This is a genomic window from Ruegeria sp. HKCCA5491 (genome assembly GCF_013034565.1).
GTDB lineage: Bacteria > Pseudomonadota > Alphaproteobacteria > Rhodobacterales > Rhodobacteraceae > Ruegeria.
In genome coordinates this window covers 621,140-638,490 of record NZ_WQGG01000001.1, presented here as the reverse complement: position 1 = coordinate 638,490, position 17,351 = coordinate 621,140, and the positions used below count along the sequence as shown (strand labels likewise).

Here is a 17,351-nt window from a genome sequence, read left to right as displayed (position 1 = left end):
TGCAGGAGCATTGAATGGCCGCCAAGGATACCAACGAAGACCGCAAATCCGACGAGCAGGAACAGGAAATCTCGCTGGACATGAGCCAGGCCCAGGTCAAGAAGATGATCGCCGAGGCCCGCGAGAAAGGTTACATCACCTACGACCAGCTTAATCAGGTGCTGCCGCCGGATCAGGTCAGTTCGGAACAGATCGAAGATGTAATGTCGATGCTGTCCGAGATGGGCATCAACATCATCGAGGATGAAGAGGCCGAAGAAGAAGAAAACAAAGGTTCGACCGAACTCACCACGACCGAAAGCAACCGCGAAGTTGCCCTGTCAGGGGCAGCAACCGAAAAGCTAGACCGCACCGACGATCCGGTGCGCATGTACCTTCGCGAGATGGGCTCGGTTGAACTGCTGAGCCGCGAGGGTGAGATCGCCATCGCCAAGCGGATCGAGGCCGGCCGCAACACGATGATCGCCGGTCTGTGCGAAAGTCCTCTGACCTTCCAGGCGATCACCATCTGGCATGACGAATTGCTGTCCGAAGACATTCTGCTGCGCGACGTCATTGATCTGGAGGCCACCTTCGGCAACCAGATGGACGAAGACGGCGATGTCGAAGAACCGGTGGTCGATACCTCGAACGTGCAGGCTGCCAAGCCCGCGAAAGAGAATACCGGCCCCGAATTGGATGCCGACGGCAACCCGCTGAACAATGACGATGATGATGACGACGACGATCAGGCCAACATGTCGCTGGCCGCGATGGAAGCCGCGTTGAAAGATCAGGTTCTGACGACACTGGAGCGGATCTCGACCGACTTCTCGATGCTGTCTGAAATGCAGGACAGCCGGATTTCGGCCACCCTGAACGAAGACGGTTCATTCAGCGAAAAGGACGAAGAAACCTATCAGAAACTGCGGGCCGAGATTGTTGAGCTGGTGAATGGTCTTCACCTGCATAACAACCGGATCGAAGCTCTGATCGACCAGCTTTATGGTATCAACCGTCGCGTCATGTCGCTGGACAGTGCGATGGTGAAACTGGCGGATCAGGCGCGGATCAACCGTCGGGAATTCATCGACGCCTATCGTGGCCGCGAGCTGGACCCGAACTGGCTGTCGGCTATGGCCGAAAAACCGGGTCGGGGCTGGCAGATGTTCATCGAACGCTCGACCGCCAAGGTTGAAGAATTGCGCAACGATATGGCCCAAGTCGGGCAATACGTTGGTCTGGATATCCCGGAATTCCGCCGCATCGTGCAGCAGGTTCAGAAGGGCGAGAAAGAGGCGCGGCAGGCCAAGAAGGAAATGGTCGAAGCCAACCTGCGTCTGGTGATCTCGATTGCCAAAAAGTACACGAACCGTGGCCTGCAATTCCTTGATCTTATTCAGGAAGGTAACATCGGCCTGATGAAGGCGGTGGACAAGTTCGAATACCGTCGTGGCTATAAATTCTCGACCTATGCGACCTGGTGGATTCGTCAGGCGATCACGCGGAGCATCGCGGATCAGGCGCGCACCATCCGTATTCCGGTGCACATGATCGAAACGATCAACAAGCTGGTTCGGACCGGCCGCCAGATGCTGCACGAAATCGGTCGCGAGCCGACGCCGGAAGAATTGGCGGAAAAGCTTCAAATGCCGCTTGAGAAGGTTCGCAAGGTGATGAAAATCGCTAAAGAGCCGATCTCTCTGGAAACGCCGATTGGCGACGAGGAAGACAGCCAACTGGGCGATTTCATCGAGGACAAGAATGCCGTGCTGCCGCTGGACAGCGCCATTCAGGAAAACCTCAAGGAAACCACAACGCGCGTTCTGGCCTCGCTCACGCCGCGTGAGGAACGGGTTCTACGGATGCGTTTTGGCATCGGCATGAATACCGATCACACGCTGGAAGAGGTGGGCCAGCAGTTCAGCGTGACCCGCGAACGTATCCGTCAGATCGAAGCGAAAGCCCTGCGGAAACTGAAACATCCCAGCCGATCGCGCAAACTGCGGTCCTTCCTGGATCAGTGATCAAAAAAGGCGCCTGACATCAGGCGCCTTTTTCTTTGGGCATTCGTCATAAACACGAAGTCTTGTTCAAACCTCAAATTGGCGAGAACTCACAAGTTATAAGGTCTCGGGGTTTCTATATCGCGCTTGTCCACTCATGGGACGGGCCGGGGCGAGGCGTTTGCGCCAATGACCCCCGGTCTCAGGCTTTGGTCGACACATCCAGCCTGCTTCGAAACGCACTGGGGGCTTGCCCTGTCCATCTTTTGAATGCGGTCGAAAACGCAGGTTGATCGGCATACCCCAACGAGAACGCAATCTCGGACAGAGGCATTCCGTTGGTGATAAAGGTCTGGGCCAAATCACATCTCAAGTCCTCGACGATTTCGCGATAGCTTGTGCCTTCTTCCTTGAGCCTGCGGGCAAAGGTCCGGGTACTTAGCCCCAAATTTGCGGCGGCGTCTTCGGATTGAATGATCGCGCCGGGCAATGAGCGGGTGATCAGCCCTTCGACCTGAGCGCGCAGCTTTTGTTTCGGTTGCCGCTTTTCGGCGATGACACGGTCACCATATTCCAGCAGATGTTCGCGCAGTTTTGGGTCGTAGGTTGGAACCGGAAGATCCAGCGAAGACAGAGCCAGAACGATTTCCACCCTCTCAGCCCCAAACAACACGGGAAAACCCGCCAACCTTTGGTATTTGTTTCTGCTGCTCCCAACTTCGTGCTGAAAGCGAATTTCAATAGGAAAGAAGTTTGATTGCGTCAGGTCCCGCAGGCGGGCAAGACCCGCGAACAAAAGAAACTCGGTTCGCCGATGATAACGGGCATAACTTGCATCTTTCCATTCCGCCTCAATCGCGGCGAAATTTCCCGCAACCCTCAGGCTGAACATTAGGGCAGGGTCTATGAGACCGTGAAACCGGGACGCGTTTTCCAGTACCTGCTTCAGATCGCGGGAGTATTTACTGATATATGCCGTCAGGCTTGATGACGATTTGAACTGTAGGCCGGCCCTGGCCGCAAATGTAGCGTCAGCCAGCACATCGCAGGCGAACCGCACAAAAAGCGCCTCTTTTTGGGCGCTATAGGTCGCTGATGTCTGGTCGTCGCGAGTTAGGCCACTTTTTTCCAGAACCTGATCCACAATAGCCGGATCGTTCGCTTGATCTTCAAGCATTCTGGTCAACAATTGAAGGCGAGCAATATCAACGTCCATAATGTGATTTTAGCGCATACATTGTGATTTCCACCAGTTTACCTGCTGGGGTTCCCGTGTGAACTGTCTTTCAACTGACTGTAAATCGTAAAAGGTTGGCAGGATTCAGCAAGACCTGTGTTGGCGATCCATCTAATATCCGCGCGTTGTCGGGTCGGTACCGTTATGGGGATGAAGGTCAGAGCCCAGCCAAATTGTCGCGCAGACGACCAGAGGCTCCCCGACACGTGACCTGCCAATTATCCAGTGTACTTTGGCGCTTTCGGGGCGAAGCCCTGTAAAGAACGCGTGCAACTTGATACCATTCTAACGCGCGCTCACGTGAATTTTGGGCGCGCCTGAATTGATTGTGAACCGGTCTTGCTCGCTATGAATGTACACTATTTCAAAATTCACCTCGCAACAGGAAAGAGTATGATTATGAAAAAGTTTATCACCACGGCAGTGACCGCTGCGGTCTTGCTGAGTACACCAGCTTCTGCCTCAGCGGCGCGGAACGGATTTCAGACAGTTGCGCTGAACAACTCGGTTTTCGAAGTGATCCCGCGCTCACGCAGGGATGTTGATGGATATTGGTGCGCGGCTGCGGATTTTGCGCGTCGAACTCTGGACGCTGGCTGGCAGGATCGCATCTATGTCGTGCGTGGCTATGGCCCCAGCGAGGCAACGGGCCGCCGTACAGCCGTCCAGTTCTCGACCCAACCGCCTGCGGGTGAGGTGCCCCAGCAAGGCAGTTTCATAACTTCGGGTTTCAACCCCGGCGAAAGCATGTCAGTTCAGGGTGCCAATGGGCGTTGTAATGTCCGTCCTTTCTTGAACTGAGGTTAAGTGAACCACTAAATGCAGACCGAGTTTTTTATTTCGACGAAAGGGCCGGGGTTGTATGAATTCACCTTGGACCTGCGCAACTGGCTTAGCTCGGTCTCAGGTGACGGTTTGCTGACATTGTTTGTGCGGCACACGTCTTGTTCGCTTGTGATACAGGAAAACGCAGACCCCGAGGTTCAGACGGACCTAAAAGCCTTCTTTGAAAGGCTTGTACCGCCATCAGATCATCCGTCGATGTCCTACCTGCGTCATACCTACGAAGGGCCCGACGATATGCCCGCGCACATCAAGGCTGCTCTTTTACCGGTTTCCCTCAGCATTCCGGTAACGAACGGGCAGCCGATGCTGGGAACGTGGCAGGGCGTTTACCTGTTTGAGCATCGTGCGATGGCACACAATAGAAGGGTCGCTGCGCATTTTGCCTGAACCCTTTATCTTGCGGTGATAAATTCCGACTACCCAAACCCTAGCGGCTGCCCTATAGTTGTGGATAAGTAAGCCGTAGCGCTTACAAAAAGAGGTGGACAAAGGGACGAGGAGACGGCGGATGCGCTGCCCGTTTTGCGGAAATATCGACACTCAGGTCAAAGATTCACGTCCGGCTGAGGATCACGTTGCGATCCGCAGACGTCGCTTCTGCCCGGCGTGTGGCGGACGGTTCACGACGTATGAGCGTGTACAGTTGCGCGACTTGGTTGTAATCAAGACCAACGGCAAGCGCGAAGATTTCGATCGTGACAAGCTGGAACGTTCTATCCGCATTTCGATGCAGAAACGCCCGATTGAGCCGGATCGCATTGACCAGATGATCTCTGGCATTGTGCGCCGTCTGGAAAGCATGGGTGAAACCGATATCCCCTCAAGCAAGATCGGCGAGATCGTGATGGAGGCTCTGGCGCGGATTGACACGGTGGCTTATGTTCGCTTTGCCAGCGTGTACAAGAATTTCCAGGCGGCCGATGACTTTGAGGAGTTCGTCCACGAGTTGCGACCGCCGCAGCCTTCGTCAGACGAGTGATCGAAACAGATAAGCGATATATGGCGTTGGCCCTGTCCTTGGGTCAGCGCGGTCAAGGAACGTGTTGGCCAAATCCGGCTGTTGGTTGCGTTGTCGTGCGCGACGGTCGGATCGTTGGGCGTGGCTGGACGCAACCGGGCGGACGGCCCCACGCCGAAACCGAAGCTCTGAGGCAAGCCGGAGATGCAGCGCGCGGAGCGACAGCATATGTTTCGCTGGAGCCGTGCTCACATCATGGCAAGACGCCGCCCTGCGCCGAAGCCCTGATCGCGGCGGGTGTCTCACGCGTTGTTTCTGCGATTGAAGACAGCGATCCGCGCGTGGCCGGGCAGGGCTTTGCGATGCTTCGTGATGCGGGAATTGAGGTGACGACCGGGGTTCTTGCCGATCAAGCGGCGCGGGATCATGCGGGGTTCTTTTTGAAAACCGAACAGGGGCGGCCTTTTGTGACGCTCAAACTGGCCAGCAGTTTTGATGGCCGGATCGCGACCTCAAGCGGTCACAGCCAGTGGATAACCGGCCCCAAGGCAAGACGTGTGGTTCATGCGATGCGCGCCCGGCATGATGCGGTGATGGTCGGGGCAGGAACCGCGCGGGCAGATGACCCGTCGCTGAATGTCCGCGATCTTGGAATAGACAACCAGCCTGTCAGGGTCGTTGTCTCGCGCCACCTGGACATTCCGCTGATCGGTCAACTTGCCAGAACCGCCGCTCAAATTCCGCTGTGGCTGTGCCACGGCCCGTCGCCGGACACCGAACGTGCACGTGCGTGGGAAGGGCTTGGCGCGACGCTGATCCCTTGCGCGTTGAATGATCACCAGATTGATGCCACGGACCTTTTGCAGCAGTTGGGGCAGGCCGGTCTGACCCGTGTCTTCTGCGAAGGAGGGTCTGCGCTTGCGGCGTCACTACTTGCCGAAGACCTTGTCGATGAGTTGGTCGGATTCAGTGCTGGCCTGACAATCGGTGCAGAAGGCTTGTCGGCAATTGGTTCACTGGGGCTAGAGACTTTGGACACCGCACCTCGGTTCGAATTGTTGGAGGTGCGGGCCGTTGGGCCGGATGTGCTGCACCGATGGACGCGATCTTTCCGCTAACCTCTGCGCCAGAAATGCGCGTGCGTGGCAAAAACGCCCTGTAGTTTGGACAGCAGTCGAACAGACGCGCCACCTGTCGCCCCATAACCGTCCACCAAACGTTGTAGGGCGACTTCAACGGGGCAGGGTTGGCCAGTTACGGGGTCCAGATAGCGTGGATAGTCAATCAAAGACGCGTGCACCAAACCCAACAATGATGGGCGCGCTCCGCGCCTTGCAGGAACGGACCCCAGATCTTGGGTCAGTCCCCAGCCCGCATAGAAAGGTCCGCCAAGCGTCGTAACGCTGACACTGCGCAAAAGTGCCTCAAATCCCAGCAGCGACGTCATGGTCCAGACTTCTTGCACTTGGGTAAGCAACAGTGCGGGGTCGGAGTTCACTGCAACGACGTCAGTAAGACCTGCCGTGTCAATCTCGCCTTCGCGCAGCTTAGCTTCGACATCCGGGTGAGGCTTGTAGATGATGACGGCGTCTGGGTTCGCCTCGCGCGTCGTTCGCAATAGTTCAAGATTTGTCCGCACGTTGTTGGTGCCCAAAAGGATTGACGCATCATCCTCTACCTGACCGGGGACGAGTATCCGGTGACCCTCGGGCAGTTTCGGGCATGACCCACCCGTATTGTACTTGCTGAGGTTCGCAGACACGATGCGCGAGATAAGCTTTTCAGCTCGGATTTGCTGATCGGGACGCAGGGTTTCCCGCCGGGCGATCATCTCCTCAAGCTGGCTCGGACGGGTAGGGTCGTAGTAGATTCCGATGTCGTCGGTTGCCAGAGACAGGGGTGGCACAAGACGCGCGCCAAGCCCTCGGGACCGGAGAAATCCATCTTCGACCCGCGTGACATGCCCGGCATCGCGTGCGTGATTGCCCCACACCATGTGCGGCCGGTCCGTATTTTCAGGAATCTCGGTCGTGAACCGCATTTTCTTTTCGCGCCCGAACATCTGTTGCAGGTGTTTGCGCTTCCACAGCCGCATACCCGAGGCTGTCCAACCTTGGTGATCCTGCCGCCAAGCGCGCGTTTGCGCCTCAAGAATGTCGAGAACCGTTTCCAACTCGCACAATTGATCCTGAAACGGATCATACCACTTTGGGTACAGAACCATCGCAGCCGCAAACAACTGCGCGCGGGTCAAGGTGCGCTGCCTGCGGGGAAAAAAATGTTCGTCCTGCGTCAATCCCCAACCGGCATAGAACGGCTCGCCAAAAATGCGGGGTTTGTGCCCGGCGAGGATGGCTTCGAACCCCAACTGGGACGACAGGCTATAAACGCCGACGGCACCTTCCAGCAGCGTCCAGGGGCTGAGTGGTGCGTCAAAGAGTGTGACCCGGTCGGACAAGTCCTGTTCAGAATAATACCCGGCGCGATGCCCTTCGATCGTTTCAGGGTGGGCCTTAATCAAAACGCGTGCGCCCGGATTCTCTTCCTGCGCCATGACAAGCATCTCACGGAACCGGGCAGCGTCGCCTTTGCTGGCGGTGACGGATGCGTCGTCGCGCGCCTGATCCACGACCAAAACATATCCGGGGTCGGGTGGCGAAAGGGCCGTATCAAACGCGGAATACTTGCTGATGTTGAGCTCTTTCATACGGGCGATCCCGCCGCGCGCCCTGTTCAGCAGGGCGGTATCGTCCAGCGGGTGCGTGCTCAGAAGCGTTTCAATATCCGACGGTTGGGCCGGATCGAAGTGCAGCCCGGTTCGATCCAGCAACAGGCCCAGCGGCGCCTCGCCACTTCGGCCGGGATGCAGCGATCGAATAAAGGCATCCTCGACTCTGAGAAGGGGCGCGTTATGCTTCTCGGCTATGTTTAGGCCGCGATGGGCCGTTGGGCTGTTGCCCCAAATGCCGACAACATCGCCGTCCTTGGGAAGGCCTAGTCGGATGTCATACCTGGCAAGCGTCAGAATTCGGCGTATGCGCCGCCCGGTCAGAAAACCGACATTGTACACAAACAATCGGGTGCGATCCGCCCCGGCCGATTTCTCGGGATACATCAGCCGCCCGTAAGCGTGGCGACGTTCGCGAAGGGTGTCAGCCCGCCCGCGATAAGGGAAATTGACTTACTCCACTGGGAGTAGGGCGCCTCGGTCACATAGATCGTGTCGTCGTCGCGAATGACAAAGTCTCTGGCCACGAAAAGCCCGTTCGGGGCAGTCAGGTTCAGCAGGTAGATCATACGTTGATCCCCTTGCAAATCCGCTCGCCCCATAACTGTGCGTGCGATGTCCTGCCGCTCTCGCCGCAGAACGAAAATGCCTGTTGGGTCCGAAGACAAGGACTGCAAGCCACCAACCTGAGCAAGCGCTTCAAGCGCGGACAGGTCCTGACTGTCAAAGGCAACACGCGACTGTCCACCAGTGGCGCCCAATGCGATATATGACCGCGCGTCAGCCTCAACCAGAATTCGGTCGCCGCCGCGTAAGGCCACATCCATCCGAGGGTTGCTAAACAGGTCCTCGTACCACACCGTGCCCCGTTCGTTGCCGCGAATAAGCGTCACCAGTGCAATATCCGACCCGACAGCAACACCACCAGCTTGGGACAGCATGCCCGTCAGAGTGCGCGTCGGACGTTCAATTGGGTAGATGCCCGGCGCCCCGATAGTGCCTGTCAGTGAAACGGTTGATCCATCACCCGCGATACGGCGCACTTCGACCTGCGGGTCGGGCGTTTGATCCTTGAGCTCTTGGGTGATCTGCATGCGCAACTGTTCCGGGGTGTTCCCGGCTGCACGGACGCGCCCCGCGTAGGGCACAAAGATAAACCCGTCGCTGTCTACCTGAACCTCGTTCAGCGCAGTTGCGGCCCCGGCTGGCCCCGTCAACAGGCCGTCATCGACGTTTTCCCATACGGTCAGTCCCAACACGTCACCCGGTCGCACTGTGTCGGCGGCCAAGCTCTGCGCGCTTTGAAACGAGGCGGGAAAGCCAAATTGTGGAATCGCGGACGTGGCCTGCGCGACACGATCATCGACTTCTACAACGAAGGCGTTGCCACCGTTTTCGACGGACCCGGCCAGAATCTGGTTCTTGCTGGGGCCGGACTTTGGAAGTTGACACGCCGCCAGAAGGCCAAGCGCGGCCACAAGGGAAACCCCCCGTATCCATTGGATTGGAAAGCTCTGCACTGCCGAATATCCTCAGTCTTTTTTGTTTGCGTTACGCTATCTGTTTCTTCTCGCAACTTCCAGCATCAACCTGTTCGTTTCCTTCCACTATTCTTAACTGTGGCGTCTGAGTCTCTGTCACATCAAGGACCGAATGGTAAGGATCGTGCGGGCTGAGCATCATGTCCGCGACGCGGCGCAGCAACTGGCGTCGACCGTGTCTGGAATAGAATCCGCCCGGCACCTGGCAGGTTTTCAAAAGAAAGTCCCGATATACCTGATAGGCGTCGTGGTCGGGCGGATCAGGGCGCGCAAAGAACTCTGCAATAGGCTGTTCTGACACGAAATCCGGTTTGTCATAGACCGATGTGCCGAAGGTGCGAATAGGGATGCCACGCCACAAAACTTGCTGACCTGCTGTCGAGTTGATCGTAACTGCGGAATTCGCATCATCCAGCAGTTTCGCCAATTTTCCGCCCGGAACATAATGGACCCGATCCGCGATCCCGTATTTCTTGGCAAAAAAGCGGGTTTTGCGTCGCAAGGGTTCGCGATGGTTTTCCAGCGGATGCTCTTTTACGACAAGCTGGTGATGCCGGGGTGCGCCTTCAGCAAAACCTTGGATTGCATGTTCGAGAAAGTCGGACATGCATGTGTAATCCGAATGAGTCTGAACCGAACTGTCATGCCCCAACTGAAGCAGGACCAGATGATACGGCAATCCACTTCTGCGTGCTCGCGCCGTGGCCCATCGCCGCTGAACCCTGTGAAACGGCATTAGCATCAACCGTTTAAAGTACAAGCGGAATTCTTTTGAGACCGGCAGCTCTCGGTGCCGTCGGAAGTTGCTGTAACGATGGTTCAGAAACAAAAGGAACCAATGGTAGAGCGCGCCATAGAAAATGTGCTGCCGCATATCACCCCAATGCGACGGAGGGGGCGGCTTCGGCGCGTCAGAGCGATCCAGCGCCCGCTCCATCTGCCTGACATTCAGTGTCATCAGACGCGAATTGCCGTTGGAACCCGAGCGCTCATAAGTGGTCCACCATGGGCGAAGATACCCTTCTTCGAACACATGCACGGTGATGCCGCGGGTGCGCGCGATTTCGACCGCTTGGGCGTGGACGGGCCGGGTGTCTCCGTACAACACGATATCGGTGACGCTCAGGGTTTCGACGAAATTGCAAAACCACTCAGGCCATGTGTCGGCAGGGTCGGGGAAGGGAACGAAGCTGCTCCGGTCGAACCAGAACACCTCATCCCCGGCATTGAAACCCACGCGCCAGACTTTGGCCCCGGTTCCGCGCAGCGCGCGACCCAGAGCGCTGAAGAACGGCCCATGTGGCCCCTGTAGGAACAGGAACACGCGGCCATCGGCGCCGGAATTGAGTGGTGGCATTGGTACTGCTCGTTTCATTTTGGTGCGGAAATTATGCCTATTTGTGTCTATCACGGCAAGGCGGGGCTTGCCCCTACAGTCGGTTACGCTTACCTCGGCTTGGAAAACTGGTCACAGGTTAGAAGCTGAGGGTTAAAGCAATGTTTACCGGGATCGTTTCAGATGTTGGCACTGTTACCGAGTTGGACCAGCAGGGCGATCTGCGGGCGCGGATTAAAACGGCCTATGATACAGCCGGCATTGATATCGGCGCCTCGATTGCCAGCGACGGTGTTTGTCTGACTGTAATCGCGTTGGGTGATGATTGGTACGATGTCCAGATCAGCGCTGAAACCGTGTCGAAAACCAACTTGGATAGTTGGCAGGTTGGCAAGCGTGTAAACTTGGAGCGTGCTCTGAAAGTCGGGGATGAACTGGGCGGGCACATTGTATCCGGTCATGTCGACGGTGTGGCCGAAGTTGTCGCGGTGGAAGACGAGGGCGACAGTACCCGTGTAACTCTGCGTGCGCCCAAGGACTTGGCGCGTTTCATTGCGCCCAAGGGCTCGGTCGCTCTGAATGGAACGTCCCTGACAGTCAATGACGTGGCAGGTTGCGATTTCGGCATCAACTTCATCCCGCACACCAAGGAGGTGACAACTTGGGGCGGCGTCTCTGTCGGTGACAAAGTGAACCTCGAGATTGACACGCTGGCCCGCTATGTCGCGCGTCTGGCCGAAATGTCCTGACCAGACGCCGCGTTCTGGCCGGTTCGGGGCGTTTGCAGACTGGCCTTTGCGCGCGTGGTGGTCTATCCACCCGTGCAAACTTGCTCAGCGAAAGGCTGCCCAATGAGCTTTGAAACCCCCGGACCCGTCGAGGCGCAATTGCGCGACGCGATCAGCCCGATCGAAGAGATCATCGAAGAGGCGCGCAAAGGCCGGATGTATATTCTGGTCGACCACGAAGACCGCGAGAACGAGGGCGATCTGGTTATCGCCGCCGAGTTCGCGGATGCCGAGGCGATCAACTTCATGGCCACCCATGGGCGCGGATTGATCTGCCTGCCGATGACCGCCGAACGTGTGGACGCATTGGGTCTGCCGATGATGGCGGTCAACAACTCGTCGCGTCATGAAACAGCGTTCACCGTATCGATCGAGGCGCGCGAAGGTGTGTCGACCGGGATTTCCGCCGCTGACCGCGCGCTGACCGTGGCGACCGCGATCAACGAACAGAACACTATGGCGGCCATCGCCACCCCCGGCCATGTCTTCCCGCTGCGCGCCAAGCGGGGTGGGGTGCTGGTGCGCGCAGGCCATACCGAGGCCGCAGTGGATATCTCGCGCCTGGCCGGGCTGAATCCCTCGGGCGTAATCTGCGAGATCATGAAACCCGATGGCACCATGGCGCGGCTGCCCGATCTGGTGGAGTTCGCCAAAACCCACGACATGAAAATCGGCACGATCAGCGATCTGATCACTTACCGCTCGCGCAATGACAATTTGGTGGTCGAGACCTCGCGGGAAACCGTCACCTCGGAATATGGTGGCGAATGGGAGATGCGGATTTTCACTGATCAAACCCACGGCATCGAACACGTCGTCATGGTCAAAGGTGACGTGACTACACCCGAGCCGGTTCTGACCCGTACTCACGCTTTGCATGAAGCGCCCGACATTCTGGGCCTTGGACCCAAATCCTCGCGCGAATTGCCGCGCGCGATGGAGAAGATAGCCGAAGAAGGCCGCGGCGTGGTCTGCCTGTTCCGCCAGCCGCGCAATTCGCTTTATGCCGCCGAGGACGAAGGCCCGCGCACCATCAAGCAAACCGGTCTGGGCGCGCAAATCCTGTCCAAGATGGGCATTCAGGAACTGGTGCTGCTGACTGACTCGCCCGAAACCGTATATCTGGGGCTCGACGCGTTTGGCCTGTCCATCGTCGGCACCCGCTCCATCCTCAAGGAAGACTGATCGTGGCTGAACAAGATAAACACGGCGTCCTGCCGACCCCGACCTTCGACAAACCGGTGAAGCTGCTGCTGGTGGTGGCCCCGTTTTATCGCGCTATCGCTGACAATATGGTCGCCGGTGCCAAGGCCGAGATTGAGGCAGCAGGTGGTACCTGTGACGTGGTCGAGGTTCCCGGCGCGCTGGAAATCCCGACCACCATCGCCATGGCAGACCGTCAGTGTAACTATGACGGCTATGTCGCGCTTGGTTGCGTCATTCGCGGCGAGACCACGCATTACGAAACGGTATGCAATGACTCCAGTCGTGCCATTCAGTTGATGGGCCTTCAGGGTCTGCTGATCGGCAACGGCATCCTGACCGTCGAGAATGACGAACAGGCCGAGGTCCGTGCGAACCCAGAAAAGATGAATAAAGGCGGCGGAGCAGCCGCTGCGGCCTTGCATCTGATCGCGCTCAGCCGTAAGTGGGGCTCTTCCAAAAAGGGCGTGGGCTTCAAGCCGCCGTCCGAGTCCATCCTTGTGGCGGGCGACAGCAACGGACCCACGACAGCATGACCCAGACAGACGCGCCGAAACCGGCCAACCAGAAACGCCTGATGAAATCCGCCGCCCGGTTGTATGCCGTGCAGGCGCTGTTCCAGATGGAGCAGTCGGGTCAGACCACCGAACAGGTTGTCAACGAGTTTCTGGATCACCGGTTTGGTGCCGTCTATGAGGGTGAGGAAATGCTGGACGGCGATATCCGCCTGTTCCGCAAATTGGTCGAAGACGCCGTGAACTATCAGGCACCGATCGACCAGATGACAGACCGCGCGCTGGTTGCCAAATGGCCTATCGCGCGCATCGACCCGACCCTGCGCGCTGCGTTCCGCGCCGCAGGCGCCGAGCTGACCCAAAGCGACACGCCGCCCAAGGTGGTCATCACTGAATTCGTCGACGTGGCACGGGCGTTTTTCCCCGAAGGGAAAGAGCCGAAGTTCGTCAACGCAGTTCTGGACCACATGGCGCGCGAGGCCCAGCCCGAGGCGTTCTGACGCCTTTACGCAGGGCCCATATGCGCTAGGCTGAACGTCGGAGCGCAAGGAGGCCCGCAATGCCCAAACTGATCCGTCTGTATATTACTCAGGTTGCCTGGGGTTTCGCGATCTCGGCAGTGTTTGTCGGTGTCTTGCTGGCGTTTAACGTGGCCAACCTGCGCAGCCTCATCACCGGATCAGATATCGGTCTGGTCGCGCTGTTGATGATCTGGTTCATGAACGGCATCGTTTTTGCCGGTGTGCAATTCGCTTACAAGATCATGAGCATGGCTGAAAAGCCCGGTGGCCCGCGCCGTGGCTCGCCGGTTGTGCACAGTTTTGAGCCTGCTGTCGTTCGTCGGGACGCCCCTGCGGGGAAATAAGCTAAGCTTGAAAAAAATGTGGCGGGACCGCCAGTCAACCGTGCGGTGTGATTCCCGAGGACCTGTATGTACAGGTGGGCGCCAGGTAATCAGGCCAGGACCTGAACAGAGCCAGCCCCCTCGGAATTGCTTAAGGCCACCAGAATGCTACCAATCACAAGAAGGGCAGAACCCGCCAAGGGTCTAACTAGGTGTTGCTGACTGGATAAGCAAGGGTAGGCGGGTTGATTTTTGTTCTCTAATTGTTCACATTCCCCGGATGGTATTGGACTTGCAGCCTGGACAGAAGCTTGCACGCGGTGTCGCGCGCCATCTCAGCGCGCATGGATTTGTTTCTGTTGAAGAGTTTGTGCCCGTGCGCGGGTTGCGTGTGGATGTCATGGGGCTGGGCCCCAAGGGTGAGCTTTGGGTGGTTGAGTGCAAGTCCAGCCGCGCGGATTATCAGTCGGATGCCAAATGGCAGGGCTATCTTGAATGGTGTGATCGGTTTTTCTGGGCCGTGGATACTGATTTTCCAACAGACCTGCTGCCACAGGAAACCGGCCTTATTATCGCTGACGCCTATGATGCCGAGATTGTGCGCATGGCGCCCGAAGACAAGCTGGCGCCGGCAAGGCGCAAGAAAATGATACAAAAGTTTGCAACGGACGCGGCACGTAGACTGCACGCGCTTCGCGATCCAAGGTTTTGAAAAATCAGCCTTTTACCTCACGTGCGGCTTGCGCGGCGGCTCGGATTTCATCCGCAATCTCCTCGGCTTCTTCGGGGTCAAAATCCATCGGGACTTCCAGACCGTCGGCTTCGATGAACAGGCGCACCATGCCCTGATCGGTCGGGCCGATTTGCAGGTTGGCCTGAATGTCACGTTCGGTGTTGATGCCCATATTCGCCTCCGGAGATGAGCATTCGTGCTATCGCGCAAAGGCTTGAGAATCAAGACGCTGATGCGGTCAGATGCATTATGAACAATGCAAAGATAAGACCCTTTTGCGCTTCGGATGTGCCGTGGCTGGTTGAACAGCACGGGACCCTCTACGAGCGTGATGAAGGATTCGACGAAACCTTCGCACCGCTGGTTCAGCGGATTCTTGAGGATTTCGTAGCGACCCATGACCCTGAGTTTGAGCGAGGCTGGATTGCCGAACAAGAAGGTCAGCGTTTAGGCAGTATTTTCTGCGTCAGACTGGACGATAGCACCGCAAAGCTGCGCCTGTTTTTTCTTGTACCAGAGGCGCGGGGAATGGGGCTGGGCAAACGCCTGTTGTACACATGTATGGACCACGCGCGCGCTGTCGGGTTCGCTCAGATGTCATTGTGGACGCACGAAAGTCACCGCGCCGCCTGCGCGCTTTACAAGGCGACAGGCTGGCATTTGACTGGCAGCAAACCGGTCCATTCCTTCGGTGTCGATCTTGTCGAACAAAGCTGGAAAATTCGGCTTTAATCCTCTTGCATTCCCCGGGCGCGTTCGGTAAATCGCCCCTCACGAGTGCCGCCTTAGCTCAGTTGGTTAGAGCGCTGGATTGTGGATCCAGAGGTCCCCTGTTCAAGCCAGGGAGGCGGTACCACTTCTCCCTGATCAGAGATTGGTGGCACGGCAGGCTAGGCCGTTCATTCATGCATTGAAAATGAAGTAGCGCGCCGAAAATCAGCGCGCCAGGTTCAGCCTCAGCTTCATTTTGCTGCGCTTGGCGGCAGGCAGGTGCCGGTTCAGGCGCTTGTTGACCAGCCCGAACGCCCAGATGACCACGAGTGTCAGCAGGATGAAGTAGAAGGCCAGAATTGGGTAGGGAATGAAGGGGTTGAAGGTCTTGTCTGCAAAATACCCTGCGTAATACAGCGCATCGCCTCGTTGCTGCCAGACCGGAAACGCCGAGAAGAAGACCAGTGTGGTGGCGTGGAACAGAAAGATTGCTTCGTTCGTATAGGCGGGCCACGCCAGTCGCAGCATCGTGGGCCAGATGATGCGACGGAAGCGGGACCAACCTGTCATGCCATAGGCGTCTGCAGCCTCGATATCGCCCTTGGGAATTGAACGCAGCGCGCCGTAAAAGATCTCGCCCGAATAGGCGGCCGTGTTGAAGAACAGCACGATTAGCGCGCCCAGCCAGGCCGAGGTCAGCGCATCAAGGAGCGGAAAGCTCTGCTTGAGAGACAAGAAGAAGAAATAGGCAAAGAAGAACTGGATGAACAGCGGCGAGCCCCGGAACAGAAAGATGAACCATTCCGACGGTTTACGCAGCCATACATTTGTTGACGCTTTGCCCAGTGCCAGTGCCGTGGCCAGAAAGAACCCCGTGACCAGCGCCATGATTCCGAAATAGATGTTCCAGATCATGCCTGAACCGATCAGGGTGAATTGTTCGCACAGGGTGAAATCAGCCTTGGGAATGGCCCGCTCGCCAATACCGATTGAGCGCAGGCCATAGTCCTGAATGGTCTGGATACAGCTCATGCGGTGGTCTCCTTGCGCAACAGCTCTCCGCCTGATGTGGCCTGACCGTGGGACAGGCGGCGCATCAGCCGTTCGAGACCAATTTCAGAAACTCGGGTCATGCCCAGGTAGAACACCAGCAGGGCAAGGAAATACCACATGCGCCAGTCGCCATGCGGGTATTGCGTGAATTTCGGGTTCTTGAACGCGCCCAGTTCGCGCGCCCAATAAACGATGTCTTCGATACCCAGCAGGAACAACAACGGCGTAGCTTTGATCAGCACCATCCATAGGTTCGACAGGCCGGGCAGGGCATACACCCACATCTGGGGCACAAGGATACGCCAGAAGGTCTGGCTGTGTGTCATCCCATAAGCCGCCGCCGTTTCCAATTGCGCATGGGGAACCGCGCGCATCCCGCCAAACAGGACGTTGGCGGCGAAAGCTCCGAACACGATGGAAAAGGTGATCACGGCCAGAAAGAAGCCATAGGTTTCGTGCACCCATTCGGGGGCTGTGCCCAGCGGCAATTTCGCCGACTGACAGACGATAAAATCATTGCCCTGCCGGATTGGGTCCGTCCATTCAGGACACAGTATCTTGTGCCGCGTCCATTCAAACGCCTGATCCAGCGCGATTACGAAAAACATGAAAAATGCGATGTCCGGCACGCCGCGCACGATCGCGATATATCCCTTTCCCAACCACGTTAGCGGCAGGATATGCGACCGGGCAGCCATAGCCCCCAGAAAGCCGAATCCCAAGGCTACGGGCGCGGTAATGGCCAGCAGCAGCAAAACCTTGAAGAAGGACAGGTAAAACAGCCAATGAACGCCGTTGGTCAAATAGCAAGAGAACCAACGGACAGTGCCGAGCGTTTCGGGATCAGTGCAGAACGAGAAAATGGCGGGCCTC

The 17,351-nt window shown here is 57.4% G+C and carries 19 protein-coding genes and 1 tRNA gene; 13 read left to right on the top strand and 7 right to left on the bottom strand.

From position 1 onward, the window contains the following. Nucleotides 1-14: 14 nt before the first annotated feature. Nucleotides 15-2,006 carry an RNA polymerase sigma factor RpoD gene (gene rpoD / locus GOV88_RS03015; protein ID WP_171239499.1) on the top strand — a complete coding sequence of 664 codons (1,992 nt, stop codon included), beginning with the start codon at nucleotides 15-17 and terminating at the stop codon, nucleotides 2,004-2,006. A 181-nt stretch (nucleotides 2,007-2,187) separates the two neighbouring features. Here the strand turns inward: rpoD and GOV88_RS03010 are convergent, their stop codons facing one another. Beyond that, nucleotides 2,188-3,162: an AraC family transcriptional regulator gene (locus tag GOV88_RS03010; RefSeq protein WP_254428676.1), complete on the bottom strand. Its 975-nt coding sequence runs from the start codon at nucleotides 3,160-3,162 to the stop codon at nucleotides 2,188-2,190. A gap of 459 nt (nucleotides 3,163-3,621) precedes the next feature. Between GOV88_RS03010 and GOV88_RS03005 the strand changes: the two genes are divergently transcribed. The 4 genes from GOV88_RS03005 (at nucleotide 3,622) to ribD (ending at nucleotide 6,144) form a co-directional block, all read left to right on the top strand. Then, nucleotides 3,622-4,023 carry a hypothetical protein gene (locus GOV88_RS03005; RefSeq protein WP_171239498.1) on the top strand — a complete coding sequence of 134 codons (402 nt, stop codon included), beginning with the start codon at nucleotides 3,622-3,624 and terminating at the stop codon, nucleotides 4,021-4,023. Nucleotides 4,024-4,041: 18 nt separating this feature from the next. After that, nucleotides 4,042-4,455, top strand: coding sequence for a secondary thiamine-phosphate synthase enzyme YjbQ (locus GOV88_RS03000; RefSeq protein ID WP_171239497.1), 414 nt, complete (start codon nucleotides 4,042-4,044; stop codon nucleotides 4,453-4,455). Nucleotides 4,456-4,576: 121 nt separating this feature from the next. Then, the gene (nrdR, locus tag GOV88_RS02995; protein WP_171120987.1) at nucleotides 4,577-5,047 is read left to right on the top strand and encodes a transcriptional regulator NrdR; all 471 of its coding nucleotides are present in this window, start codon (nucleotides 4,577-4,579) and stop codon (nucleotides 5,045-5,047) included. After that, nucleotides 5,047-6,144 carry a bifunctional diaminohydroxyphosphoribosylaminopyrimidine deaminase/5-amino-6-(5-phosphoribosylamino)uracil reductase RibD gene (ribD, locus tag GOV88_RS02990; protein WP_371808213.1) on the top strand — a complete coding sequence of 366 codons (1,098 nt, stop codon included), beginning with the start codon at nucleotides 5,047-5,049 and terminating at the stop codon, nucleotides 6,142-6,144. Before nrdR ends, ribD begins: the two co-directional genes overlap by 1 nt. Here ribD and GOV88_RS02985 read toward each other — a convergent pair. The 3 genes from GOV88_RS02985 to GOV88_RS02975 are packed head-to-tail and all read right to left on the bottom strand — an operon-like array spanning nucleotide 6,141 to nucleotide 10,652. Further along, nucleotides 6,141-8,141: a capsular polysaccharide biosynthesis protein gene (locus tag GOV88_RS02985; protein ID WP_171239495.1), complete on the bottom strand. Its 2,001-nt coding sequence runs from the start codon at nucleotides 8,139-8,141 to the stop codon at nucleotides 6,141-6,143. The two genes, ribD and GOV88_RS02985, sit on opposite strands and share 4 nt — an antisense overlap. Further along, the gene (locus GOV88_RS02980; RefSeq protein ID WP_171239494.1) at nucleotides 8,141-9,274 is read right to left on the bottom strand and encodes a polysaccharide biosynthesis/export family protein; all 1,134 of its coding nucleotides are present in this window, start codon (nucleotides 9,272-9,274) and stop codon (nucleotides 8,141-8,143) included. Before GOV88_RS02980 ends, GOV88_RS02985 begins: the two co-directional genes overlap by 1 nt. A gap of 31 nt (nucleotides 9,275-9,305) precedes the next feature. Further along, complete coding sequence (locus tag GOV88_RS02975; protein ID WP_171239493.1) at nucleotides 9,306-10,652, bottom strand: capsule biosynthesis protein; 1,347 nt, start codon at nucleotides 10,650-10,652, stop codon at nucleotides 9,306-9,308. Nucleotides 10,653-10,792: 140 nt separating this feature from the next. On the opposite strand from GOV88_RS02975, the gene GOV88_RS02970 reads away from it, so the two are divergent. The 6 genes from GOV88_RS02970 (at nucleotide 10,793) to GOV88_RS02945 (ending at nucleotide 14,693) form a co-directional block, all read left to right on the top strand. Continuing rightward, a complete protein-coding gene (locus GOV88_RS02970; RefSeq protein ID WP_171239492.1) occupies nucleotides 10,793-11,380 on the top strand; it encodes a riboflavin synthase in 588 nt (195 codons plus the stop codon). 102 nt (nucleotides 11,381-11,482) lie between these two features. After that, a complete protein-coding gene (ribB, locus tag GOV88_RS02965) occupies nucleotides 11,483-12,604 on the top strand; it encodes a 3,4-dihydroxy-2-butanone-4-phosphate synthase (protein ID WP_171122764.1) in 1,122 nt (373 codons plus the stop codon). 2 nt (nucleotides 12,605-12,606) lie between these two features. Further along, entirely contained in the window at nucleotides 12,607-13,158 is a 552-nt protein-coding gene (locus GOV88_RS02960; RefSeq protein WP_171121000.1) for a 6,7-dimethyl-8-ribityllumazine synthase, read from the top strand. After that, a complete protein-coding gene (nusB, locus tag GOV88_RS02955; RefSeq protein WP_171121002.1) occupies nucleotides 13,155-13,637 on the top strand; it encodes a transcription antitermination factor NusB in 483 nt (160 codons plus the stop codon). The genes GOV88_RS02960 and nusB overlap by 4 nt, the downstream gene beginning before the upstream one ends. A 59-nt stretch (nucleotides 13,638-13,696) precedes the next feature. Beyond that, the gene (locus tag GOV88_RS02950) at nucleotides 13,697-14,002 is read left to right on the top strand and encodes a hypothetical protein (RefSeq protein ID WP_171239491.1); all 306 of its coding nucleotides are present in this window, start codon (nucleotides 13,697-13,699) and stop codon (nucleotides 14,000-14,002) included. A gap of 259 nt (nucleotides 14,003-14,261) precedes the next feature. Next, a complete protein-coding gene (locus tag GOV88_RS02945; RefSeq protein ID WP_171239490.1) occupies nucleotides 14,262-14,693 on the top strand; it encodes an MmcB family DNA repair protein in 432 nt (143 codons plus the stop codon). A gap of 4 nt (nucleotides 14,694-14,697) precedes the next feature. Here the strand turns inward: GOV88_RS02945 and GOV88_RS02940 are convergent, their stop codons facing one another. Next, complete coding sequence (locus GOV88_RS02940; protein ID WP_171121008.1) at nucleotides 14,698-14,886, bottom strand: DUF6324 family protein; 189 nt, start codon at nucleotides 14,884-14,886, stop codon at nucleotides 14,698-14,700. Between the two features lie 77 nt (nucleotides 14,887-14,963). Here GOV88_RS02940 and GOV88_RS02935 point away from each other — a divergent pair, with 77 nt between their 5' ends. Together GOV88_RS02935 and GOV88_RS02930 are read left to right on the top strand one after the other, a co-directional pair. Then, complete coding sequence (locus tag GOV88_RS02935; protein WP_171239489.1) at nucleotides 14,964-15,446, top strand: GNAT family N-acetyltransferase; 483 nt, start codon at nucleotides 14,964-14,966, stop codon at nucleotides 15,444-15,446. A gap of 47 nt (nucleotides 15,447-15,493) precedes the next feature. Then, a tRNA-His gene (locus tag GOV88_RS02930) sits at nucleotides 15,494-15,570 on the top strand. Between the two features lie 80 nt (nucleotides 15,571-15,650). On the opposite strand, the gene GOV88_RS02925 is transcribed toward GOV88_RS02930, so the two are convergent. Together GOV88_RS02925 and GOV88_RS02920 are read right to left on the bottom strand one after the other, a co-directional pair. After that, a complete protein-coding gene (locus GOV88_RS02925; protein ID WP_171122775.1) occupies nucleotides 15,651-16,457 on the bottom strand; it encodes an ABC transporter permease in 807 nt (268 codons plus the stop codon). Next, nucleotides 16,454-17,341: an ABC transporter permease subunit gene (locus tag GOV88_RS02920; RefSeq protein ID WP_171121691.1), complete on the bottom strand. Its 888-nt coding sequence runs from the start codon at nucleotides 17,339-17,341 to the stop codon at nucleotides 16,454-16,456. Before GOV88_RS02920 ends, GOV88_RS02925 begins: the two co-directional genes overlap by 4 nt. Nucleotides 17,342-17,351: the final 10 nt, after the last annotated feature.